At 65.5% G+C, this 23,501-nt stretch carries 22 protein-coding genes; 14 read left to right on the top strand and 8 right to left on the bottom strand.

What is annotated here, in order from left to right; all coding sequences use genetic code 11:
• The first annotated feature begins 64 nt into the window (after positions 1–64).
• The 3 genes from ABWW33_RS09570 to ABWW33_RS09560 are packed head-to-tail and all read left to right on the top strand — an operon-like array spanning position 65 to position 3,444.
• The gene (locus ABWW33_RS09570) at positions 65–493 is read left to right on the top strand and encodes a type 2 periplasmic-binding domain-containing protein (protein ID WP_444550987.1); all 429 of its coding nucleotides are present in this window, start codon (positions 65–67) and stop codon (positions 491–493) included.
• Between the two features lie 35 nt (positions 494–528).
• The gene (locus ABWW33_RS09565) at positions 529–1,692 is read left to right on the top strand and encodes a hypothetical protein (RefSeq protein WP_353401093.1); all 1,164 of its coding nucleotides are present in this window, start codon (positions 529–531) and stop codon (positions 1,690–1,692) included.
• A 60-nt stretch (positions 1,693–1,752) separates the two neighbouring features.
• On the top strand, positions 1,753–3,444 hold the full coding sequence (locus tag ABWW33_RS09560) for an amidohydrolase (protein ID WP_353401091.1): 1,692 nt from the start codon (positions 1,753–1,755) through the stop codon (positions 3,442–3,444).
• On the opposite strand, the gene ABWW33_RS09555 is transcribed toward ABWW33_RS09560, so the two are convergent.
• Both ABWW33_RS09555 and ABWW33_RS09550 read right to left on the bottom strand, forming a co-directional pair.
• Positions 3,441–3,869 (bottom strand): Fic family protein, encoded by a 429-nt coding sequence (locus ABWW33_RS09555; RefSeq protein WP_353401089.1) that lies wholly within the window; start codon positions 3,867–3,869, stop codon positions 3,441–3,443. The two genes, ABWW33_RS09560 and ABWW33_RS09555, sit on opposite strands and share 4 nt — an antisense overlap.
• Entirely contained in the window at positions 3,866–4,720 is an 855-nt protein-coding gene (locus ABWW33_RS09550; protein WP_353401087.1) for an AlbA family DNA-binding domain-containing protein, read from the bottom strand. The genes ABWW33_RS09555 and ABWW33_RS09550 overlap by 4 nt, the downstream gene beginning before the upstream one ends.
• Positions 4,721–4,935: 215 nt before the next feature.
• Here ABWW33_RS09550 and hutU point away from each other — a divergent pair, with 215 nt between their 5' ends.
• From hutU to ABWW33_RS09510, 8 genes are all read left to right on the top strand, one after another.
• Positions 4,936–6,639 (top strand): urocanate hydratase, encoded by a 1,704-nt coding sequence (hutU, locus tag ABWW33_RS09545; protein WP_176652357.1) that lies wholly within the window; start codon positions 4,936–4,938, stop codon positions 6,637–6,639.
• A 13-nt stretch (positions 6,640–6,652) separates the two neighbouring features.
• The gene (gene hutH / locus ABWW33_RS09540) at positions 6,653–8,200 is read left to right on the top strand and encodes a histidine ammonia-lyase (RefSeq protein WP_353401086.1); all 1,548 of its coding nucleotides are present in this window, start codon (positions 6,653–6,655) and stop codon (positions 8,198–8,200) included.
• 11 nt (positions 8,201–8,211) lie between these two features.
• Positions 8,212–9,000 carry an N-formylglutamate deformylase gene (gene hutG / locus ABWW33_RS09535; protein WP_353401084.1) on the top strand — a complete coding sequence of 263 codons (789 nt, stop codon included), beginning with the start codon at positions 8,212–8,214 and terminating at the stop codon, positions 8,998–9,000.
• Positions 8,997–10,361 carry a formimidoylglutamate deiminase gene (locus ABWW33_RS09530; protein WP_353401082.1) on the top strand — a complete coding sequence of 455 codons (1,365 nt, stop codon included), beginning with the start codon at positions 8,997–8,999 and terminating at the stop codon, positions 10,359–10,361. Before hutG ends, ABWW33_RS09530 begins: the two co-directional genes overlap by 4 nt.
• Positions 10,358–10,933, top strand: coding sequence for a HutD/Ves family protein (locus tag ABWW33_RS09525; protein WP_353401081.1), 576 nt, complete (start codon positions 10,358–10,360; stop codon positions 10,931–10,933). Before ABWW33_RS09530 ends, ABWW33_RS09525 begins: the two co-directional genes overlap by 4 nt.
• Positions 10,934–10,945: 12 nt before the next feature.
• Positions 10,946–12,157 carry an imidazolonepropionase gene (hutI, locus tag ABWW33_RS09520; RefSeq protein WP_353401079.1) on the top strand — a complete coding sequence of 404 codons (1,212 nt, stop codon included), beginning with the start codon at positions 10,946–10,948 and terminating at the stop codon, positions 12,155–12,157.
• 119 nt (positions 12,158–12,276) lie between these two features.
• Positions 12,277–14,907, top strand: a complete 2,631-nt coding sequence (locus tag ABWW33_RS09515; protein ID WP_353401077.1) for a zinc-dependent metalloprotease — start codon at positions 12,277–12,279, stop codon at positions 14,905–14,907.
• Positions 14,908–14,982: 75 nt separating this feature from the next.
• Positions 14,983–16,524 carry a glycine betaine ABC transporter substrate-binding protein gene (locus tag ABWW33_RS09510; protein ID WP_353401076.1) on the top strand — a complete coding sequence of 514 codons (1,542 nt, stop codon included), beginning with the start codon at positions 14,983–14,985 and terminating at the stop codon, positions 16,522–16,524.
• Here ABWW33_RS09510 and ABWW33_RS09505 read toward each other — a convergent pair.
• The 3 genes from ABWW33_RS09505 to ABWW33_RS09495 are packed head-to-tail and all read right to left on the bottom strand — an operon-like array spanning position 16,510 to position 18,164.
• Positions 16,510–16,686, bottom strand: a complete 177-nt coding sequence (locus tag ABWW33_RS09505) for a hypothetical protein (RefSeq protein ID WP_176652364.1) — start codon at positions 16,684–16,686, stop codon at positions 16,510–16,512. The two genes, ABWW33_RS09510 and ABWW33_RS09505, sit on opposite strands and share 15 nt — an antisense overlap.
• Before the next feature lie 51 nt (positions 16,687–16,737).
• A complete protein-coding gene (locus ABWW33_RS09500; RefSeq protein WP_176652365.1) occupies positions 16,738–17,244 on the bottom strand; it encodes a GNAT family N-acetyltransferase in 507 nt (168 codons plus the stop codon).
• Positions 17,244–18,164, bottom strand: a complete 921-nt coding sequence (locus ABWW33_RS09495) for a DMT family transporter (RefSeq protein WP_353401074.1) — start codon at positions 18,162–18,164, stop codon at positions 17,244–17,246. Before ABWW33_RS09495 ends, ABWW33_RS09500 begins: the two co-directional genes overlap by 1 nt.
• Before the next feature lie 160 nt (positions 18,165–18,324).
• Between ABWW33_RS09495 and ABWW33_RS09490 the strand changes: the two genes are divergently transcribed.
• Positions 18,325–18,450: a hypothetical protein gene (locus ABWW33_RS09490; protein WP_353401072.1), complete on the top strand. Its 126-nt coding sequence runs from the start codon at positions 18,325–18,327 to the stop codon at positions 18,448–18,450.
• On the opposite strand, the gene ABWW33_RS09485 is transcribed toward ABWW33_RS09490, so the two are convergent.
• Positions 18,447–18,884, bottom strand: coding sequence for an Mpo1 family 2-hydroxy fatty acid dioxygenase (locus ABWW33_RS09485; protein WP_176652367.1), 438 nt, complete (start codon positions 18,882–18,884; stop codon positions 18,447–18,449). The two genes, ABWW33_RS09490 and ABWW33_RS09485, sit on opposite strands and share 4 nt — an antisense overlap.
• 97 nt (positions 18,885–18,981) lie before the next feature.
• On the opposite strand from ABWW33_RS09485, the gene ABWW33_RS09480 reads away from it, so the two are divergent.
• A complete protein-coding gene (locus ABWW33_RS09480; RefSeq protein ID WP_176652368.1) occupies positions 18,982–19,491 on the top strand; it encodes a DNA-deoxyinosine glycosylase in 510 nt (169 codons plus the stop codon).
• Between the two features lie 171 nt (positions 19,492–19,662).
• Here ABWW33_RS09480 and ABWW33_RS09475 read toward each other — a convergent pair whose 3' ends face one another.
• Positions 19,663–20,349 carry a GNAT family N-acetyltransferase gene (locus ABWW33_RS09475; protein ID WP_353401070.1) on the bottom strand — a complete coding sequence of 229 codons (687 nt, stop codon included), beginning with the start codon at positions 20,347–20,349 and terminating at the stop codon, positions 19,663–19,665.
• Positions 20,350–20,429: 80 nt separating this feature from the next.
• Between ABWW33_RS09475 and ABWW33_RS09470 the strand changes: the two genes are divergently transcribed.
• Positions 20,430–20,807, top strand: coding sequence for a Rossmann-fold NAD(P)-binding domain-containing protein (locus ABWW33_RS09470; RefSeq protein ID WP_176652370.1), 378 nt, complete (start codon positions 20,430–20,432; stop codon positions 20,805–20,807).
• 3 nt (positions 20,808–20,810) lie between these two features.
• On the opposite strand, the gene ABWW33_RS09465 is transcribed toward ABWW33_RS09470, so the two are convergent.
• Complete coding sequence (locus ABWW33_RS09465) at positions 20,811–23,432, bottom strand: quinoprotein amine dehydrogenase (protein WP_353401068.1); 2,622 nt, start codon at positions 23,430–23,432, stop codon at positions 20,811–20,813.
• Between the last annotated feature and the right edge of the window lie 69 nt (positions 23,433–23,501).

Genomic DNA, 23,501 nt, shown 5'->3' with positions numbered 1-23,501 from the left:
GGACTAGAATTAAATTGCATTGAAGCAGTTTCCTTCGGTTCTGGCGACAGGAGTAATAATGGAAATGCACGCGCAACTCATCCAGCGGCGCATGGCGTTGCTGCTGGCGGGCGTCGGCTTGCTGGTGGCCGGGGCCTTGCCGGCGCGAGCCGAACTGGTCATTATCGTCAACCAGCAAAACCCGGCCACTCGTATATTCCCCTCCCAGGCGGCGCAGTTTTTCCTCGGCGGCTCGGTGTTGTTTACGCCGGTTGAGCAGGCTGAAAATTCTCCGCTGCGCGCCGAATTCTGCAAGAAAGTGCTGGAGAAGTCGCCGGCCCAGGTGGAGGCTATCTGGTCCAAGATCGTGTTTGCCGCCAAGGGCAAGCCTCCCAAGGAATACAAGAGCAGCGCCGAAGTGAAGAAGGCGGTGGCCGATAACGTCAACGCCATCGGCTACATCGAAAAATCGGCGGTTGACGACACGGTCAAGGTCGTTGCGATCGTTCCGTGAACCTGCTCGTTCTGCTCTTTACTGGAGTCTGCTCGATGAAAAAAATACTGATACCGATGGCAGTGGCGATGTTGGCCGGCGCGGCCGGCGCCACCGATCTGGGCGATGACGGCACGTTCAAGCTGACCGGCTTCTATAACCTGACCGCTGCGCGCGTGCTGAGCGGCAAGACGCAAGGCAGCGATGTGCCTTGGGACTACATGCAGTGGAAATGTCCCTGCACGGTACAGAACTGGGAATACGCGGCCGTCTACGAGCGCAGCGAAGGATGGCAGCTCAACCAGGAGTCGCTGGTCGGCTTCCAGCTGAAAAAGGAATTCTCGCCCACGCTGTCGGCCACGGCGCAGGTGCTGGTGCGCTCGCACAACCCCAATCGCGGCCTGCGGCCGACGCTGGACTGGGCCTACCTCACCTGGCAGCCGTCGGCCGACTCGGCCTGGACGCTGCAGGCCGGCCAGTTCCGCATCCCGCTCTACTACTACAGCGATTACCTGTACATCGGCTACGCCTACCCCTGGGTGCGTCCGGCACCGGACGTCTATGGTTGGCCGATCTACGCCTATCAGGGAGCCAATGTCAGCTACCGCACCCAGCTGGGGCAGTCCGACTGGGCGGCCACCTTCCACATGTGGGGCGGCGGCTATACCCAGCACAACGACACTTACGACACGCAGATCTACTACGCCACGCCGACCCATGAATCGTGGAAGAGCATGGTGGGCGGCTACGTGTCGGCCAACAACGGCGTGTTCGACGTGCGGGCCATGCTGATGCACTACAAGGACACGACCTGGCAGGACGGCCCGGCGGGGCGGGTGTATTTCGTCGATGGTCAAAGCACGCGTATCGGCGGCCTCTCGCTCAATATGGACTACAAGAACTGGCTGGTGAAGTCGGAGGTGGACCGCTACGAGCAGGTCGATGCCGGCAAGGGCCTCAACAACGTCTACAAATACGCGCTGGTCGGCGTCGGCTACCAGTACGACGCGTGGACGCCGATGTACACCTTCTCGCGCTACACCACCATCAACGAGCCGATCGAGGCGCGCAACACGCAGTACCTGTCGCTGCGCTGGGATTTCCGCAAGAACACGGCGCTCAAGCTGCAGTACGACGTGAGCAAGGACAAGTCGCATTACGCCTACCCGTTCTTCGGCGACTCGCGATTGTTGTCAATATCGTTGCAGGGCATTTTCTAGACGCTGTGTTTGGCGGGTTGTGCGCTACACTCTGTTCTTGCTTTCGAATGGAGAGAATTGATGCGCGCCCCCTTTATTTCCCTGTCCCCGCTGGCCGCGGCTGTCAGCCTGGCGTTATCCGCTGCCCTGCCGGCGCAAGCCGACACCATCATCGACCACGCCAACGGCTACACGCTGAACGCGGGCGGCGCGCTGCAGCGCTTTACGTCGCTGGCGTTCGACGACCTGGGGCGCATCGTCGCCGTCGGCAGCGAAGCGGAAACGGCGGCCCGTCTGCCGAAGGCGCAGCATATCGACGTGCAAGGCAAAACCCTGCTGCCAGGGTTGATCGACGCCCACGGCCATGTGTTCGAGCTGGGCGAGATCGCTTCCAGCGTGGAGCTGTTCAGCCCTTCGACGCTGAACGGCGCGCTCAAGGCGGTGGCCGACTTCAGCAAGTCGCATCCGAAGAACGCCTGGGTGATCGGCTTCGGCTGGAACCAGGAGATCTGGAAGCTGGGCCGCTTCCCGACCGCCGCCGAGCTGGATACGGTGGTGGCGGACCGTCCGGTGTTGCTGCACCGGGTGGACGGCCACGCGATCTGGGTCAACACCAAGGCACTGGAAATGGCCGGCGTCTCGCGCGACACGCCGGATCCAAAAGGCGGCAAGATCGAACGCGATGCCTCCGGCAAGCCGACCGGGGTGCTGGTCGACGCCGCGATGGACCTGGTGCACAAAGTGGTGCCGCTGCCGACGCCGTCCGACGCGCGGGGCATGCTGGACAACGCGCTGGCGGCCTTGTCCAAGGTCGGCCTGACCAGCGTGCACGATGCCGGCATCAAGGTGGTGCAGGACGACCTGTACCGCGACTACGCCGACCACGGCAAGCTGACCACCCGCGTCTACGCGATGATCGGCGACACCACGGCCGATTTCGACGAGCTGTCGAAGGAGGGACCGCTGAAATCCTACGCCAACGACGTCTACGCGCTGGCGGCGGTCAAGCTGTATTCGGACGGCGCGCTGGGCAGCCGCGGCGCGGCGCTGCTGGCGCCGTACTCCGACATGCCGTCGACCAGGGGCCTGCTGTTCTATCCGAACGCCGAGATGCTGGCCAAGATGAACAAGGCCATGAAGGCCGGCTACCAGGTCAACGTGCACGCCATCGGCGACGCCGGCAACCGTCAGATCCTCGACGCCTACGCGCAGCTGATCCCGAAATATAACAACGTCGAGCTGCGCCACCGCATCGAGCATGCGCAGGTGGTGGCGCTGGACGATATCCCCCGCTTCAGGGCGCTGGGCATCATCCCGTCGATGCAGCCGACGCACGCCACGTCGGACCAGAACATGGCCGAGCAGCGCGTGGGCCACGACCGCATCAAGGGCGCCTATGCATGGCGCACCTTCCTCGACCAGGGTTCGCGCATCGCCTGCGGTTCGGACTTCCCGGTGGAGTCGCCGAATCCGTTCGAGGGCCTGCATGCGGCCGTCACGCGCCAGAACAATGCCGGCGTGCCGGTGGGCGGCTGGTACAAGAACCAGGCGATGACGCTGATCGAAGCGTTCCGCTGCTTCACCCTGGACGCGGCCTACGCGGCGCACCAGGAAAACGTCATCGGCTCGCTGGAGCCGGGCAAATGGGCCGATTTCATTCTGATCGACCGCGATCTGTTCAAAGTGCCGGCCGAGCAGATCGGCAAGACGCAGGTGTTGCAGACGTGGATGGGCGGCAAGCGGGTGTACAAGAGGGATAAGCGGCCGGATTAATTGCCCGCGTTCATTTTCAGCCATTGCTGGCCGTCCGAGGTCAGGCGATAGCGCTGTTTGCTGCTGCGAGGCTTATCGGGAAGAGTCATCTGCACGAGGCCGGCTTCGATCGCTGGCAGTAGGTACGTTTTGCGAAAATGTTCATCATCCTTCAGTCCAAGCGCTTGCTGGAGTTGCTGGCGTTGCCATTCGCCAACGAGCAGCTTGAGCATACGACGAACTTCAGGGGTGACTTCAGGGGTGACTTCCGGGGTCACTTCCGGGGCGGGGCCTTTTGCCAGCGCGTGGACCGGCAGGCGGACCAGGCAGGAACTGCGCTCATCGTCGGTTTCAAACACTGGCGGCGGCGAGCCGTTGGCGCGCATCGCCTTCAGTATCTTGGGAACGCCTGTCGAACGTCCTTCGGTTAGCTCCAGTTCCTTCAAGAATTCGCCGATCCGGCGATTCCGGTAGCGCCGGCTGACCGCGCGGCCGGCACTCCAATCCTCAAGCCGTATCGACCGGTCCGGCAATGATCGCCGTCTACGCCATCATGGAACCAGACCACGTCGATCTGGCTGTAGGGAAAGAACCTGTCGGGTGCTTCGCTAAAGAACATGAGGCCTACATTTTTCGGCCAAAGACACTCCGGCGAGCCATCAAGGATATTCATCTGGCGGGCCAGTTCTTCCGTTGACAGCTTGTCCGCGTAGTCTGCGAGCGCGCTGCCTACTTCGCGAAGGTAGTCGAGCATTAACGGCCTGGACAAGTCGCTTATCCGTGCCTGCTGCGCCGCCCTGTCATCGAATGGCACGTTGGCGGTCAGGGTTAGTAGCTCCTGCTCGGCATCGCCTTTTGCCTCCACTGTGCTGCTGTAGCGGCGGATGTAGTAGTGCCAGCTTTTGTGCCTGGAAGAGACCGACGACGGCGCCTTGTATGGACGGTTCATGCCACCGGGGGCATGCAGCACGATCAGCTTGCGGCTATCCACCTCGCAGATGCTCAGAATAGGGAAGTAGGGCGGATGTATCTGCTGGCAGGCGGCCAACAATTCCCGCTGAATCTTATCGATCTGATTTTCCGCCACCCCAATAGGCGGAGTCGCCGGCCGACCCTCGGCATCGCAGTCCTGTCCGATGACAATGTAGCCGCCTCCGAGATTTTCAAAGTCGTTGGCGAACGCACACAGGGTGCGGACGATAGCATCCGGATTCCACCCGGACTTGTATTCAATGCGCTCACTCTCGACTGTGCGGTGGCGCAACAGATTTTGTATGTTGATCGGCAAGGCCGCCATATTCAGGCTCCCGGTGAGCGTGTGCCGGCGAATGCTGGCAAGATAGCAAGGGCTTATGATGTTTTTGACAAGCTCGAGAATTATTCGTTCACTGAGTCCGCTTAAAAAAACTGATTGACTTAGTTGTATAGACAACTTATGCTTTGAGGATGCGCCGGCTGTGCGCGGGCCTTGTGCCAACAGCCGGTCCCACCCACTCAGGAGCAGGAGCCACCATGACGACCCATTTAGACAGCGATCCACGTTTTGACGCCAGCCGTGAAATCCGCGCCCCGCGCGGACCGGAACGTACCTGCAAGAACTGGGGCGCCGAGGCGGCCTACCGCATGATCCAGAACAACCTGGACAAGGAAGTGGCGGAAAATCCCAAGCACCTGGTGGTCTACGGCGGCATCGGCCGCGCCGCCCGCAACTGGGAATGTTACGACCAGATCCTGGCGTCGCTGCGCGAGCTGGAAGACAATCAAACCCTGCTGATCCAGTCCGGCAAGCCGGTCGGCGTGTTCCAGACCCACGAGGACGCGCCGCGCGTGCTGATCGCCAATTCGAACCTGGTGCCGAAGTGGGCCAACTGGGAACACTTCAATGAACTGGACCGCAAGGGCCTGTTCATGTACGGCCAGATGACGGCCGGCTCGTGGATCTACATCGGCACCCAGGGCATCGTGCAGGGCACCTTCGAGACCTTCGCCGAGGCTGGCCGCCAGCATTTCGGCGGCGACCTCAAAGGCCGCTGGGTGCTGACCGCGGGCCTGGGCGGCATGGGCGGCGCGCAGCCGCTGGCCGCGACCATGGCCGGCGCCGTGTCGCTGAACATCGAGTGCCAGCAGAGCAGCATCGATTTCCGCCTGCGTACCCGCTATCTGGACAAGCAGGCCGCCAGCATCGACGAGGCGCTGGAGATGATCAAGCTGCACAAGGCCAACGGCGACGCCATCTCCATCGGCCTGCTGGGCAACGCGGCCGACGTGCTGCCGGAGCTGGTGCGCCGCGCCAAGGCCGGCGGCATTCTGCCTGACGTGGTGACCGACCAGACCTCGGCGCATGACCTGATCAACGGCTACCTGCCGCAAGGCTGGTCGGTGGACCAGTGGAAGGCTGCGCAGCACGACGCCGCGCGCCATGAAGAACTGAAAGCGGCGGCCACCGCCTCGTGCGCCGTGCACGTGCAGGCGATGCTGGACTTCCAGGCGCTGGGCGCCAAGGTGGTCGACTACGGCAACAACATCCGCCAGGTGGCGTTCGACCACGGCGTGAAGAACGCCTTCGATTTCCCCGGCTTCGTGCCGGCCTATATCCGTCCGCAATTCTGCGAAGGCCGCGGCCCGTTCCGCTGGGTGGCGTTGTCCGGTGATCCGGAGGATATCTACAAGACCGACGCCAAGATCAAGGAGCTGTTCCCGCACCACGCCAATGTGCACCGCTGGCTGGACATGGCGCGCGAGCGCATCGCCTTCCAGGGGCTGCCGGCGCGCATCTGCTGGCTGGGCCTGGGCGAGCGTCACATCGCCGGCCTGGCCTTCAACGAGATGGTGCGCAACGGCGAGCTGAAGGCGCCGATCGTCATCGGCCGCGACCACCTGGACACCGGCTCCGTCGCCAGCCCTAACCGCGAAACCGAAAGCATGAAGGACGGCACCGACGCCGTCTCCGACTGGCCGCTGCTGAATGCATTGCTGAATACCGCCGGCGGCGCGACCTGGGTGTCGCTGCACCACGGCGGCGGCGTGGGCATGGGCTATTCGCAGCACTCGGGCGTGGTGATCGTGGCCGACGGCACCGATGCCGCAGCCAAGCGCCTGGCGCGCGTGCTGGTCAACGACTGCGGCTCGGGCGTGATGCGTCACGCCGATGCGGGATACGAGACGGCGATCGCCTGTGCCAAGCGCAACGGCCTCAATCTGCCTATGATTAAATAATTCGAGAACACCTATGAACCCCAATGCACTGACCCTGAACCCGGGCGCGATGACGCTTTCCGAACTGCGCGCCGTGTGGAGCGCCGCCGGACCGCTGTCGCTGGCCGCCGAAGCCTATCCGGTGATCGAGGCATCCGCCGCCGCCGTGCAGGCCATCGTGGCCAAGGGCGACGCGGCCTACGGCATCAACACCGGTTTCGGCCTGCTGGCCAAGACCCGCATCCCGGACGACAAGCTGGAACAGTTGCAGCGCAACCTGATCCTGTCGCACTCGGTCGGCACCGGCGAGCTGGTGTCGGATGCGGTCTGCCGCCTGATCCTGCTGATGAAGATCGGCAGCCTGGCGCGCGGCTACTCCGGCGTGCGTCCGCTGATCATCAACACGCTGATCGCGCTGTACAACGCCGGCATCATGCCGGCCATTCCGGCCAAGGGTTCGGTCGGCGCGTCGGGCGATCTGGCGCCGCTGTCGCACATGACGCTGGCCATGCTGGGCGTGGGCGAAGTGCGCGTCAACGGCGAGCTGATGCAGGCCGCCGACGCGCTCAAGGCCGCCGGCATCGCGCCGGTGGTGCTGGCCGCGAAGGAGGGCCTGGCGCTGATCAACGGCACGCAGGTGTCGACCGCGCTGGCGCTGCACGGCTTGTTCATGGCCGAGCGCCTGCTGGAAGCGGGCATGGTCTCCGGCTCGCTGTCGCTGGACGCCGCCAAGGGCTCCGATTCGCCGTTCGACGCGCGCGTGCACGAGGTACGCGGCCAGCCGGGCCAGATCGCCGCCGCATCGATTTACCGCCAGCTGGTGAGCAACAGCGCGATCCGCGCTTCGCACCTGGTCGGCGACGAACGCGTGCAGGACCCGTACTGCCTGCGCTGCCAGCCGCAAGTGATGGGCGCGTGCTGGGACATCATCGGCAATGCCTCGCGCACGCTGCTGATCGAAGCCAACGCGGTGACCGACAATCCGCTGCTGTTCAAGGATGGCGAGCTGTCGGTGGTGGTCTCGGGCGGTAACTTCCACGCCGAACCGGTGGCCTTCGCCGCCGATACGCTGGCGTTGGCGATCGCCGAAATCGGCGCCATTTCCGAGCGCCGCATCGCGCTGCTGATCGACGCCACCTTGTCCGGCCTGCCGCCGTTCCTGGTGCGCGATCCGGGCGTGAACTCGGGCTTCATGATCGCCCACGTGACGGCCGCCGCGCTGGCGTCGGAGAACAAATCGCTGGCCCATCCTGGCAGCGTCGATTCGATTCCGACCTCGGCCAACCAGGAGGACCATGTCAGCATGGCGACCTATGCGGCGCGCCGCCTGGACGATATGGCGCAGAATACGGCTGTCATCATCGGCATCGAGCTGCTGGCCGCGGCCCAGGGCATTGATTTCCATCGTCCGCTGAAGACGTCGCCGCAACTGGAGCACGTGCATGCGCAACTGCGCCAGAAGGTGCCGTTCTTCGACGCCGACCGCTTCTTCGCGCCGGATATCGAGGCCGCCAAGGGCATGGTCATGCGCGGCGAGTTGAGCGCGTCGTGCAAGAGTTTGTTCACGCCGTTGCATCCATAAGAGGAGGCGTCATGGACTATCAGTTCAAAGCAGGCAGCATACCCTTGCTGGTGTCCATGCCGCACGTGGGCACCGATATTCCGGACGAGGTGGCGGCCTGCATGACGCCGGCCGCCACGGACAAGCAGGATACGGACTGGCATCTGGTGCGCCTGTATGAATTCCTTGGCGAGATGGGAGCGTCGACCTTGTCGGCGCGCTGGTCGCGCTATGCGATCGATTTGAACCGTCCGCCGGAGAATACCAATTTGTATCCGGGCCAGGACACGACCGGCCTGTGTCCGGTCGATACCTTCCATCGCGAGCCGCTGTATCTGGACGGCCGCACACCGGACGAGGCGGAGGTGCGCCGCCGCCTTGCCGCCTACTGGAAACCCTATCACGATCAACTGCGTGCCGAGCTGGATCGGCTGTTGGCGCTGCATGGCCGCGTGGTGCTGTGGGATGCGCATTCGATCGCGTCCATCGTGCCGCGTTTCTTTGAAGGCAAGCTGCCGGACCTGAACTTCGGCACCGCCGACGGCACCAGCTGCGCGCAGGGTCTGAGCGACGCCATCGTGTCGCGCGCGCTGGCGCAGGAACGGTTCAGCGTGGCCGTCAACGGCCGCTTCAAGGGCGGCCACATCACGCGCCACTACGGCCGGCCTGCGGCGAACGTGCACGCGATCCAGCTGGAGATGTGCCAGTCGACCTATATGGATGAGGAAGCGCCTTACGGCTATCGCCCGGACCTCGCGGTGCGGGTGCAGGGCGTTCTGAAGGAAATGACGCGGGCCGCCGCCGACTGGGGGCGCGCATGAGCAGACTGTTTGCGCGCCATGCCTTGCTGCCGGAGGGATGGCGCAAGGATGTGCTGATCGAGTGGGACGCGGTCGGCGCCATCTCCGCCGTGACGGCCGGTGCCGAAGCCCCGGCCGGCGCCGAGGTGGCTGAATATGCGCTGCCGGGCATGATCAACCTGCATTCGCACAGCTTCCAGCGGGCGCTGGGCGGACGCACCGAGAGGGCCGGCGAAACCAAGGACAGCTTCTGGACCTGGCGCGACCTGATGTACCGCTTCGCGCGCAACATCACGCCCGAGCATATCGAAGCCATCGCGGCCCAGCTGTTTTCCGAGTGCCTGCGCCACGGCTATACGGCGATGTGCGAGTTCCATTACGTGCAGCGCGCGCCGGACGGCGCCATGTACCCCCGACCGGCGGAAACGGCTGAGCGGGTCATCGCCGCCGCACGGTTGGCGGGAATCGGCATCACCATGCTGCCGGTGTTGTATAGTTATTCCGGCTTCGGCGAAAGCGCGCTGAAACCGGAGCAGCGGCGCTTCAAGACCGATCCGCAGGACGTGTTGCGGGTGATCGAGGCGCTGGAACCGCTGCGCGATGGGCAGACCGAGGTCGGCGTGGCGCCGCATTCGTTGCGCGCGGCGTCGGTGGCGCAGATCAACGAGGTGCTGGTGACGCTGCCGGACGACCGTCCGGTGCATATCCACATCGCGGAGCAGAAGCAGGAAGTGCAGCAGTCGCTGGACTGGAGCGGACGCCGCCCGGTGCAATGGCTGCTGGACCAGGTAGAGGTGAACGAACGCTGGTGCCTGGTCCACGCCACGCACCTGATGCGCGACGAGGTGGACCTGATGGCGCAGAGCGGCGCCGTGGCGGGCCTGTGCCCGACGACGGAGGCCAACCTGGGCGACGGCCTGTTCCCGCTGGAGGAATTCCTGACGGCGGGCGGACGGTTCGGCATCGGCAGCGACAGCCATATTTCGCAAGGCGCGGTCGAGGAACTGCGCTGGCTGGAATACGGCCAGCGGCTGCAGCATCAGCGCCGCAATATCGCGGTGTCCGCCGAAGAACGCAACGTCGGCGACTTTTTGTGGCAGGGCGCCTTGCGCGGCGGCGCGCAGGCGAGCGGGCGCAAGGTGGGCGCGCTGGCGGTTGGCCGCCGCGCCGACCTGATCGTGCTCGACGAGCAGCATCCGAATTTTTATGGATTGGCGCTGGACGAGGTACTCGGCAGCTTCGTCTTCTGCGGCAATGACAATCTGGTCAAGGACGTCATGGTCGGCGGCCAGTGGGTGGTACGCAATCAGCAGCACGTTGCGCAGCAGGCGATCGCTGCGCGCTTCAAGCAGACCTTGGCCGAACTGAGGGAGTTCCGATGACCCAGCTAATCCAGTATGCAAGCCTGCGGCCCGCGCCGTGGAAAAATGGCGGCGGCAGCACCACGGAAATCGCCGTCTTCCCGACCGGCGCCGGCTTCGATGAATTCGACTGGCGCATCAGCCTGGCGACCATCTCGCAGAGCGGCCCGTTCTCGTCCTTTCCCGGCATCGACCGTTCGCTGGCGCTGGTCGACGGCGACGGCGTGCTGCTGGATTTCGGCGACGAGCGCTTCGTGCTCAGCCCCAGCGAACCGCTGATCGAATTCCCCGGCGAGGCGGCGGTGCACGCCACCGTCACCGGCGCCCTGACCACCGACTTCAACGTGATGACGCGGCGCGGCCGCTGCCGCCACCGGCTCGAACCGTGCGTGGTGCGCGGCACGGAGGAACTCAAGCGCCGCGGCGGCACCACCTTGCTGTTCCTGGCCGACGGCGAAAGCCTGACGCTGAGCAGCGCGCGCGAACGCATCGCCATGGTGCGCTACGACGTGGTGGTGATGGAGGCCGAGGAGGCGTGGACCATGGAAGCGTCGCTGGCGACCGTCTTTGTCGTCGACATCGTCTATAACTAGAAAGCTGCCTGTATGTGGGATGTGTTGTTTACCAATGTGCACCTGGCCACCATGGCCGGCGGCTACGGTGAGATCCGCGATGGCGCCATCGCCGTCAAGGATGGCCGCATCGCATGGCTGGGGCGCCAGGCCGACATGGCTGCGGGGGCGGCGGCGCAAACCATGCACGATGGCGGCGGCTGCTGGCTGACGCCCGGCCTGATCGACTGCCACACCCACATCGTCCACGCCGGCAACCGCAGCGACGAATTCGAGGCGCGCCTCAACGGCGCCACCTACGAGGACATCGCCCGCGCCGGCGGCGGCATCATGTCCACCGTGCGCGCCACCCGCGCCGCGTCGGAAGATGAGTTGATGCGGCAAAGCCTGCCGCGCGTGCGCAGCCTGCTGGCCGAGGGCGTGACCACGCTGGAAATCAAATCCGGCTACGGCCTGACCCTGGAATCGGAAGCGAACATGCTGCGCGTCGCGCGCCGCATCGGCCGCGAACTGCCGGTCGGCGTGGCGACCACCTTCCTCGGCGCGCACGCGTTGCCACCGGAATTCGCCGGCCGCGCCGACGACTACATCACCGAAGTATGCGCGATGATCGCGCCGCTGGCCGCAGAAGGATTGGCCGACGCGGTCGATGCCTTCTGCGAGCGCATCGGCTTTTCGCATGAACAGACGGAGCGCGTGTTCCAGGCCGCGCGCGAGCACGGCCTGCCGGTCAAGCTGCATGCGGAGCAGCTGTCCGACCAGCGCGGCGCGGAACTGGTGGCGCGCTACCAGGGCCTGTCGGCCGACCATCTCGAACATCTGGGCGCGGCGGGCATCAGCGCGATGGCCGCCGCCGGCACCGTGGCCGTGCTGCTGCCCGGCGCCTACTACTTCCTGCGCGACACCACGCCGCCGCCGGTGGCCGCGCTGCGCGCCGCCGGCGTGCCGATCGCGGTCGCCACCGACTGCAATCCCGGCACCTCGCCGATGACGTCCCTGCTGCTGGCGATGAACATGGTCTGCACGCTGTGGCGACTGACGCCGCTGGAGGCGCTGGCCGGTTGTACCGTGCATGCCGCCCGCGCGCTGGGTCGCGATGGGCAGATCGGCAGCCTGGAAGTGGGCAAGCGCGCCGATTTCGCGCTGTGGCGCATCGCCCGTCCGGCCGACCTGTCGTACGCCATCGGCCTCAATCCCTGCTGCGGCGTGGTTAACGGCGGGGTGTTGCGTTCGCCGCAAGTTTAGAGGGAACGCTCTCAAAATTCCGTTTCGTGCGTTGGCCTTTCGGTTACATTATCCGGGATGCCTCTACACGTAACAGGATAACCATGTTTGCCTTGAATTCCCTCCGCGTCGCGGTCCTGATGATGTTGGGCCCAGGCCTGGCCGCGCAGGTGCTGGCCCAGGAGCCGGTGCCGCCGTCGCCAACCCCGCATGTGCCGGAAGTGCCGGTGGTCGCCACCGCGCCCTTGCAGCCGGCCGCCGTGCCGGTGCCGGCCATCGCGCCCGCCGCTGCGGTGCGGCCCTTCGTCGACGTGGTGCGCGGCGCCGTCCACGTGCTGGGATTCCTGAACCTGTATCAGAAAGAGGAAAAAGTCTGGATCGAGCTGCGCCCGGACCAGTTCGACAAGCCGATCTTCATGACCGTGAATATGCCGAACGGGATCGGCGAGCGTGGCGTGTACGGCAGCCAGATGGGCTTCAGCCAGGTGGTGGTGTTCCATCGCGTCGGCAGCCTGGTGCAGATGATCGCCAAGAACACCGGGTTCGGCGCCAAGGGCGGCACGCCGCAGGCATTGGCGGTGTCGCAGGCGTTCTCGGACAGCCTGCTGGCGATCGCGCCGGTGGCCAGCGGCCCGAATCCGCAAAACCACGGCATCCTGATCGAAGCGAACAATCTGCTGTTCGGCGACATCCCCGGGTTTACCACGCGGCTGGAAGCGGCCTTCCGCCTGGCGTATGTGATGGATCCGCGTAACAGCAGCTTCCTGACGGTGCGTTCGGACGAAGCCATGACCGGCTTCCAAGTCAATGCCCACTATTACGTGCCGCGCATTCCGGCGCCGCCGGTGGTCATGCCGACCGTGCCGCTGGCCGTCGCCAGTCCGCCGACCACGCTGCCGGACCCGCGCAGCATGTTCCTCGGCTTCTATTACAGCTTCATGCCGCTGCCGGCGCAGCCCATGCATGGCCGGCTGGCGGACGACCGCATCGGCCATTTCGTCAGCACCTCGCAGGACTTTTCCGACGACGTGACGCCGACCACGGCGGTGCACCTGGTGGAGCGCTGGCGGCTTGAAAAGCAGGACCCGGCGCTGGAGCTGTCGGAGCCCAAACAGCCCATCGTCTATTGGCTGGATGCGAACATCCCCGAGAAGTATCGCGAATCGGTGCGGCAGGGCGTGCTGGCATGGAACGCCGCGTTCGAGCGCATCGGTTTCAAGAACGCCATCGTGGTCAAGCAGCAGACCGAGGCCGACCGCTTCGATACCATGGATGCGCGGCACGCGTCGGTGCGCTGGTACTTCGGCAGCGATGCGGGCCTGGCCATCGGTCCGCGCCAGGTCGATCCGCGCAGCGGCGAAATACTGGATGCTGACATCGCCATGTCCGACGTGTTCGCGCGCGGCGCGCGGCGCCTGGTCGGCGAGGACGGCATGTCGCTCCAGCCGCCTGCGGTGGTGGGAACGGAGGCGCACTGCGACTACCTGGACGAGTCGGCGCAGGAAATGGGCTTCGCCATGGGCCTGCTGGAGGCGCGCGGCGAACTGGAAATGGGCAGCCCCGAGGCGGATGCCGTGGCGCAGGCTTATGTGCGTTCCGTGATCATGCATGAAGTGGGACATACGCTGGGCTTGCGGCACAACTTCCGCTCGTCCACCATCTACAGCCTGAAGGAACTGCAGGATCCGGAATTCACGAAGAAGAACAGCCTGGCCGGTTCGGTGATGGACTACACGCCGTTCAATCTGTCGCTGAAGGGCGAGAAGCAGGGCGAGTATGTGGCGTCCACGCTGGGACCTTACGACTACTGGGCGATTGAATACGCCTATAAACCGATGGAGGCCGCGCAGGAGAAGGCGGAGCTGGCGAAGATCGCCGCGCGCTCGAACGAGCCGCAACTGGCGTTTGGCACCGACCAGGACGCGGGCGGAGCCAACTCCGACCCGGACGTCAACGTGTTCGACCTGGGCAGCGATCCGCTGGCTTACTTCCAGCGCCGCCTGACGATGTCGCGCGAGCTGTGGGACCGGATCGAGACCCGTACGCTCAAGCCGGGCGAGAGCTATGAGACGCTGCGCCGCGGCTTCGATTACGGCTTCCAGCAGTTTGCGCGCACCATGCCGGTGGTGGTCAAGTATGTGGGCGGGGTGACGTATCTGCGCGACCACGCCGGCACCGGGCGGGCGACCTTCACGCCGGTGCCGCTGCCGCGCCAGCGCGAGGCCTTGCGCATGCTGACCAACAGCCTGTTCAAGTCGGACAGCTTCAAGTTCACGCCGGCGATGATCAGCCGCCTGGCGCCGGATCATTTCGAAACGCGCGGCAGGGCCGACGTGTCGGTCAGCCAGCGGGTGCTGTTCCTGCAGGCCGCCGCGCTCGATCAGCTGATGTCCGACGGCGTGGCCGCGCGCCTGCTGGATTCCCAGGAAAAGCTGGACGACCGCAAACAGGCGCTGGGCCTCGAAGAGCTGTACTCCACGGTGCAGGGCGCGGTGTGGAGCGAGCTGAAAACCGGCAAGGACATCAGCGGCATGCGGCGCAACCTGCAGCGCGAGCACCTCAAGCGCGTGGCGGCGACGCTGTTGCGCGGCTCGCCCGCCACGCCGGCCGACGCGCGCAGCCTGCAGCGCGAGAACGCGCTCAAGCTGCAGCGCGAGATCCGCGCCGCGATGGGCAAGCCGATGAGCCGCGAGGCCAAGGCGCATCTGTCGGAGTCGTACGAAACGCTGAGCCAGGCCTTGAGGGCGCCGATGCTGCGCGTGGGCACATAGCCAGCGCGACCCAATACAGCCGGGTTAGCCCAGCAATGGTAAGCTTGCCGGATTGATCATCAATCCGGAGTGCTTGTGCGCGCACGTTTGCCAGTTTTGCTGTCGCTGCTGTCGCTGATATTCGCTTGTGCGGCGTGGGCCGCGCCGGGCGATACGCTGCATGTGGGGTCGAAGCGCTTCACCGAGTCGTACATCCTCGGCGAGGTGCTGACGCAGACGGCCGCGCCGTACGCCAAGGCCGAGCACCTGCAGGGACTGGGCAATACCGCCATCGTGCTGGCGGCGCTGCAGGCCGGCCGCATCGACGTCTATCCCGAATATCTCGGCACCATCGACCTTGAAATCCTCAAGCACGCGCAGGCCGCGCCGCTGGAGCAGATCCGCCGCGAACTGGCGCCGATGGGGCTGGGCGTGGCGGTGCCGCTGGGCTTCAACAATACCTATGCGCTGGCGATGCGCGGTGGCCCCGATGGCCTGCACAAGCTGAGCGAACTGGCGGCCGCGCCGAAGCTGCGTCTGGGCCTGTCGCATGAATTCATCGGCCGCGCCGACGGCTGGCCGGGACTGGCCAAACTCTACGGCCTGCCGCAGCGGCCCGAGGGACTGGACCACGGCATCGCCTACGAGGCGCTGATGCAGCGCCAGGTCGACGTCATCGACATCTACTCCACCGACGCCAAGATCCGCCAGTACGGCCTGCGCGTGCTGGACGACGACCGCGCCTACTTTCCCCGCTACGATGCGGTGCTGCTGTACCGGCTCGATGCGGCCGCGCGCTTTCCGGCCGCGTGGAAGGCGATCACACAGCTGGAGGGACGCATCAGCGCCGCCGACATGATCGCGATGAACGCCTCGGCCGAAATCGACGGCCAGAATTTCGCCCACGTGGCGCGCGACTGGCTGGCGGCGCACAAGCCGCTGGCCGCTGCCGGCGTTGCCTCCGCGACGACGGCGCAGGCAACGGCTCCTGCCCAGGTCAGGGATGGCCTGATGGCCAAGATCTTCGACAAGAGCCTGTGGACACTGACGCGCCAGCACGTCACGCTGGTGCTGTTCGCGGTCGTCATGGCGTGCCTGATCGGCGTTCCGCTGGGCGTGCTGGCGGCGTTCTTCCCGCGCCTGCGGCAGGTGGTGCTGGCGGCGACGGGCGTGCTGCAGACGGTGCCCTCGCTGGCCTTGCTGGCGCTGCTGATACCCTTGCTCGGCATGATAGGCACGGTGCCGGCGCTGGTGGCGCTGCTGGTGTATGCGCTGCTGCCCATCGTGCGCAACACCTGCACCGGGCTGCTGCAGGTGCCGTCCGGCCTGCGGCTGGCGGCGCTGGCGCTGGGATTGCGGCCGTTCCAGCGGCTGGTGCATATCGAGCTGCCGCTGGCGCTGCCGGTGATATTGGCCGGCGTGAAAACGGCGGCGGTGATGAGCGTGGGAACGGCCACCATCGCCGCCTTCATCGGCGCCGGCGGCTACGGCGAGCGCATCACCATCGGCCTGGCGCTGAACGACAACGACATGCTGCTGGCCGGAGCGATTCCGGCGGCGGTGCTGGCGCTGCTGACCCAGGGCGCGTTCGAGCTGCTGGAACGGCTGGCCAGCCGCGCGCCGTCACAGGGAATGTAGCTTCGAGCGAGTGACGACGACTTCCTTGTGCAGCACGCGCTCGGCGTGGAAATCGTTCTCGCGCTGGGCGGCGATGACTTCCAGCGCGCGGGTGTAGCGCTCCAGCCGCGAGCGCAGATAAGCTTTGTAGACCACGATGGCCAGGGGCGGTAGTTTGATCATGACTGACTCCTGCAGGTTCGCATCAGCAGTCATTTTGTAAGGTTGATAACTTTACGCCTTGTTCTGGATCAAGTCTTGGGCCATATGGGTCAGTGCGCCTCCGGTGACGCGACAGATGCGCCAGTCCGGCAACAGCGACGCGCCCATGCCTTCGTAGAACTTGATGGCGTTGGCGTTCCAGTCCAGCACCGACCATTCGAAGCGGCCGCAATCGCGCTCCACCGCCAGTTGCGCCAGCGCCACCAGCATCTGCTTGCCGTAGCCCTTGCCGCGGCAGCTTTGCTTGACGTACAGGTCTTCCAGGTACAAGCCCTTCTTGCACAGGAAGGTGGAGAAGTTGTGGAAGAACAAGGCGAAGGTGACGACCTCGCCGCCGGCCTCGCCGACCAGCGCCTCGCACACGGGCTTGGCGCAGAACAGGCTGTCGTGCAGCATGGCCTCGTTGGCGACCACCATGTGTTCGAGTTTTTCAAACACGGCCAGTTCATAAATCATGCCGAAGATAGCGGCGACGTCTGCCGGCCGGGCCGGGCGTATGGTCAAATCGGAAGGTGTCATCAGGCTTCTACCATGCTTTCTGCGGGAAGAGGTGTATCGGATTGCAGCGCCCAGGCGACGCTGGACAGGCACAATACCATGCCGGCCCATTCCATGGCTCCAGGGCGGAAATGTTCCAGCTGGATCGACAGCAGCACGGAAATGACCGGCGTGACGACGCCGATGTAGACCGCCTTGTGCGAGCCGATGCGGTGGATCAGCGTGAAATAGGCGGCGAAGGCGATCACCGAGCCGAACAGCGCCAGATACAGCAGGCCGCCCCAGTATTTCGCTCCGCTGGGCATGGTGAACGACTGACCGCTGAGCAGTACCCACAGCGTCACCAGCATGCTGCCCCACATCATCGACCAGGCCATCGTCAGCGGCACGTTGGACGATTGCTCGCGCACCTTGACCACGACCACGTTGCCGATCGAGCTGGCGACGGTGGCGGTGACCGCCAGCATCAGGCCGAGCAAAAAGTGGCCGTTGCCGCCGGACATGATTTCAGTCCACGCGCCGCGGATCGACTGGAAAAACAGCAGCGTGACGCCGCAGATGGCGACCGCGCCGGCGCTCCAGGTGCGCCAGCCGAGCGGCGAGCCAAAGGCGAAATGGTTGAGGATGGGGTTCCAGAACACCATCAGCGCGAACAGCACGGCGACCAGGCCGGACACCAGGTATTGCTCGGAAGTGTAGGTGCAGATGTAGCTGAGGGCGAAGGTGGCGCAACCTTGCAGCAACATCCAGCGCTGGGTGCGCCATGGCAGCAGCAGCTTGTCGCCGCGCGCCAGGCACCAGGCGAACAGCACCGCCGCCGACAGGGCGAAGCGGTAGACCACGGAAACGGCCGGCGCGATCTCGCCCAGTTGCAGCGTGATGGCGAAGAAAGTGGAGCCCCAGATCAAACAGGCGATGATGAATAGAAGTGGAGAGGACATCAAACGAGTATAGCTGTCCGGGCCGCATCTTGCCTAGCGTCTACGGTTTTGTTGCGACGCAACAGGTGCCCAAATAAATTGTTTCCCAATTGTACGAATCGGGGTTTTTGTTGAAAATGCAAGTATGATGGAAACACTAATCGTCAACGGGAGAGCGGTAATGAGCACCGCGCTGCAAATCAAGGTCATCACGCTGCTGGGCTATGTCGCGGTCAGTACCGCGCTGGTGCTGTTGCTTGCCGACGATGAACTGCAGGGCCTGTTCGCCTTCACCGGCTTCCATTAATACGCCAGTTTCAGCCTTCGGTACAAAAAACCCAGCACGAACAGCGGGCCGATCAGCAGGAAGCGCAGGTCGTCGAAAAAGGACGGTTTCTTGCCTTCGATCTTGTGGCCGATAAACTGGCCTATCCACGCCAGCACGAAGATCGCCACCGACAGCGGCAGCACCGCCCTGTCCGGCAGCGCGGCCAGCAGGGCCAGGAACAGCGCCGACATCAGCAGCATCCCCACCGCAAACGGCTTCGACAGCTTGAAATAATACGCCAGCGATGCCAGGGTGACGGCCACCGCCACCAGCGGATGGATGGCCCACAGCAGGCCCAGCAGCGTGAAGACGATGATGGGCACGCAGACGAAGTGGATCAGCTCGTTGGTCGGGTTCAGATGGCTTTCGCTGTACTGGGCCAGCAGCGTGTCGATGGTGCGGGTTTGCGACATGGGTGTCTCCGGTTTTTTTAGTACGGTCGTGCCGTTGACAAATTCTACACCCGAAACGCGGCTGCGCGATGTCGGTGCGCTCCGGTAGAATGCCGCCATGCCCAAACCAGCTTCCGCAATTCCCTCCGCCCCGTTGACCGGCCTCGCGCCGGTGGTGGACGCCGGCACCCGCATCCTGGTGCTGGGCAGCTTCCCCGGCGCGGCGTCGCTGGCGGCGCAGCAATATTATGCGCATCCGCGCAACCTGCTGTGGCCGATCTTGTCGGCGTTGACCGGCGAACCGCTGGCGCAGCTGCCGTATGACGAACGCCTGCCGCGCCTGCTGGCGCACGGCTTTGGCCTGTGGGACGTACTGGGTGCCTGCGAGCGCGAGGGCAGTCTCGACTCGGCCATCCGCCAGCCCGCCGCCAACGATTTCGCGCGCTTGCGCGAGTTGTGTCCGCTGCTGGAAACGGTCGGCTTCAACGGCCAGACCTCAGGCAAGTTCGCACCGCAGTTCGACGCCGCAGGCTATCGCACTGTGGTACTGCCATCCACATCGCCCGCGCACGCTGCGATGTCGTTTGAACAGAAGCTCACCAGCTGGCGTCGCCTGCTGGCCGGCTGATACGATGCGCGCGGCACCGTTTCTTCCGCCGCTTCAAGCGCGCACGGCAGCCAGCACCGTGGCGGTGTCGACGATGGCGGCGTATTCGCCGTCCAGATTCGACAGCGCCATCCAGTGCACACGGGGCGGGCCATGCCTTTTTGCATATCGATGACGATCAGGGCCTGCATCTCAAGTCTCCTCGCGTGCGACCACGCGCACCACGGTTTCCCGGTAATCGGCAAAGCCCATGCGCAGGTACAGCGCGTGGGCTTCGTTGCTGCGCATGACGTGCAGGAAGGGCGTGTCGCCGCGCTGCAGCTGGCGGCGGATCAGCTTGACGATCAGCCGTTTGGCCAGGCCCCGGCCCTGGTAATCCGGATGGGTGCAGACGCCGCTGATTTCGCACAGGCCCGGCGCGCGCAGGCGTTCGCCGGCCATCGCCATCAGTCGCTCGCCGTCGAAATAGCCGAAGTAGTCGCCCAGCTCGATGGTGCGGATGCCGAACGGGCCCGGCTTGCACAGCGCGGCCAGCTCCGCCGCCTGCGCCGCGTGCTGCGGCTGCAGCGCGATGGCGTCGGCCGCCGGATCGTCGGCCGGCATGGCGCCGGCCCAGACCATGCGGAACATGGTGCTCTCGGCGACTATGCGCCAGCCGGGCGGCGCGGCGCCGCTCCAGCTGTCGCAATAGAACTGCTCGCCCGGCGCGCAGTGCGGTTCCAGCGCGGCGAAGTCCGGCCGGGCCGGATCGGCAAAGGCGACGATGGGGGAAAAGCCGGACGTGTAGCGGCGCGCGCCGCCGCTGCCGCTGGCGTGGCGGGTGTGCGCGCCGGTCAGGGTGTGCCAAAAAATGTGGTCCAGCAGTTCATTGCGCTTCATGCAGCTTGCCTTGTCCGTGGGTCATGGTTATGCTTGTTCAAAAGGTATCGATCGTAGTGTAATTCCAAAACGGGGGACACGTGGACAATCAGAATATCGCCATCATCGGACTGGGCCGGATTGGATCGGCTTTCTTGCGCAATATGCTGGGCCGCCGCGAGCGCGGCGTCAACCTGGTGGCCGTGGCCGAGAGCGGCAACACGCCGGGCCGCCAGATGGCGCTCGACGCCGGGTTGAAGGTGGTGTCGCTCGATGAGATCGTGGACCTGGACAACGGCGTCGACATCCTGTTCGACCTGACCGGCATTCCCGCGGTGCGGCGCGAGATCCGCGAAAAACTGATGGCCCGGAATAACCACCACACGGTGATCGCGTCGGAAACCATCGCCCGCCTGATCTGGGCCATGACCACCGACGACGACCTGCCCGTCATTGCCGGCCGCAGCACCGGCTATTGATGCTCACGGGCCGACCGGCACGATGGTGGTCGCGCCGTCGTCGGTGATGCCGATCAACAGCAGGCCGTCGCCGGAAACCGCCATCTGGCGCGGCAGCAGCTGCTTGGCGCCGGCCGCCAGCTTGAACTGGTTGAGCAGCTTGCCCGTGGTGTCGTAGACCCACACATCGCTGACCGTGGCGCGGGCGGCGGCGCCGCAGTAGATGCGCCCGTCGCTGCCCAGCTTGATGTTGTTCGGTGTGCCGTCGCCGGCGGCCAGGTAGCCCAGCACGCCGAGGTCGGCCGGACTGGAGATTACACACAGCTTGGGCGTGGCGCTGGCGCTGTAAATCCGCGTGCCGTCGGCGCTGACGGCGATATCCTGCCCCAGCGTGCCGCCGCCGGCGTGGCTGGCGGCAGGGATCTTGGCCGGGTACAGCATGCCGCCGCCAAGGCTGGCATAGTCGACGCTGACGCTGGTCACCTGCACCGCGCTGGTGTTTTCCTGCTGCTGCACCACCAGCTTGCCGTCGCCGCTGGCCGCGATCACGCCGGCCGTCAGCGGCAGCGTACTCTGATACACGCCGCCTGCGGTCAGATAGGCCCTCCCATCGCCCAGCACCAGCACCTCGACACCGTTCGGACGGATGATCTTGAGGCGGGTCGTCTTGTCTACCCCTGTCAGCGGCAGCTGGCTCAGGACGGCGAACGTGTTGAGGTCGATGCTGGTCAGCGCGTGGTTGCTCAGGTTCAGCACATGCAGCACATCGCCGTTGGCGCTGGTGACCATGTCGCCCAGGCTAGCGGCCAGGCCGGTGATGGTGATGACCTTCTGGCCGCTGTACAGGTTGTAGACGTCGATGTAGGCGCCGCCGTTGTGGGCATAGGCATACGGCCGGATCGGATCGGCAATCACGGTGGCGTAGGGCAGCGGCAGGGTGACGTTGGCGGTCGGCGTCAGCGTGCCTTTCCACAACGCCACGCGGATCGGTTCCGGGGCCTTGGCGTCCGCGTCGTTCGGCGTCAGCGTGACGGTCGCGATGTTGAGTGTGTCGGGACCGAACGGAGTCGGGTCGGCCGTCAGCACCAGCTTGTTGCCGTTGACGCCGGCCACCAGCCAGGTCGCGCTGGAACTGGCGCTCATGCCGGTGAAGTTGTTGAAGTTGTCGGTGACGGTCAGTGTGCGGGTCAGCCGGGTCCAGCTGGGCGAGGCGCTGAAGGCCACGGCGGTTTCCGACGGGATCAGCTTGTGCTGGTCCTTGTTGATGGTCAGCAGCGTCGGCGCGATCGCCAGGTCGCCGTTGACGCGGGACGCGGCCTTGACCAGCACCGACGTGGTGCCGACGGCGGCGTTGGCCGGCCGTGCGGTGATGACGGTGCTGGTGCCGCCCTGGTTGATGCTGCCGCTGGCGACGGTGGCGCTGGCCCAGGACGGCATGCCGTCCAGGCTCCACGGCCAGGAGTTGGTCGACGTGTTCAGGCTCAGCGTCAGCGTCTGGCTGGTGCTGAAATCGCGGCCGTAGGTGCCGCCCAGGGTCAGGCTGTTGGCCGATGTGGTCAGCGTCGCCGGCACCAGGTTCAGCGCGACCGGCAGCGCGCGCGTCGACAGTCCCGGCGCGCTCAGCGTGATGCTGCTGTTGTAGCTGGCGCTGGCCAGCGATCCGACGGTGGGATCGACCGTCAGCACGGTGGTGGAGGGCGTGCCGCCACTGGTCGGCGACAGCCGCAGCCACGGCGCATTGCTGACGGCGCTCCAGCTGGCGGCGCTGTTGTCGTCGGTGCCGATGCTGACCACCTGGGTCGGGATGGGCGCGCCGTTGACGGCGGTGAAGGTGACGCCGTTGGCGCCGGTGGTCAGGCCGCTCGGCAGCACCGTCAGCGAGGCCGGCAGGCTGGCGACCTGGCCGTCGCTGGCGGTGATGGTCAGCGTGGTGTTGTAGCTGCCCAGCGCCAGGCCGGTGGTGTCGAAGACTACGTTCAGCGTGCCGCTGCCGGTGCCGCTGGCGCGGGCCGGCTTGAGCCAGCCGGCGCCGCTGGCGACGGTCCAGCTGCGGCCTTCGCCGGCGATGGCGACGTCGATCGCCGCCGGCGCGGCGCCGCCGAGGTGGGCGGTGCCCGCCAGCGCCACGGTGGGCGTGGCGGTGAAGGTGGCCTGGCCGGCCGGCACCACCTGGAAGCTGTAGGGCAGCAGCATCGGCGAACCGGGGAACTGGCTGGCGCAGCCGCTGTCACGGCACAGGCGCACGTTGAAGTTGCCGGTGTAGGTGCCGGCCGCCAGGCTCGGCGCCGATTGCAGGATGGCGTGGTATTGGGTGTCGCTGTCGCGGATCAACTGGGCGCTTGGCTGGATCACGCCGGCGCTGTCGGTGACGCTGGCAACCACCGTGGTGGCGTTGGCGAAATCGGCCGGACGGTTGACGGTGGCGAGCACGTTCAAGGTCAGCGAGGTGCCGGCGTTGATGGTGGCGCGTACCGTGGCGGGATTGAAGGTCAGCGCGGGCGAGGCGGCCGGGGTATCGGTGCCGCCGCCGTTGTTGCCGCCTCCGCCGCCGCCACCACCGCCGCCACCGCAGGCCGTCAGGCCGGCGCCCAGCAGCGCGGCCAGCGTCAGGGAGGCGATGACTGTGGCGGACTTGGGTCTGAGCATGGCGGAATCCTTGTGGTAAACGCTGCTTGATTTACAATTATTGCAATTGTTGCGCAATTGCAACTAGAA

Origin of the sequence: Duganella hordei (assembly GCF_040369125.1) — a bacterium.
Classification (GTDB): Bacteria; Pseudomonadota; Gammaproteobacteria; order Burkholderiales; family Burkholderiaceae_D; genus Rugamonas; species Rugamonas hordei.
The sequence above is the reverse complement of the archived record's forward strand: the minus strand, read 5'-3'. Positions and strand labels throughout refer to the sequence as shown.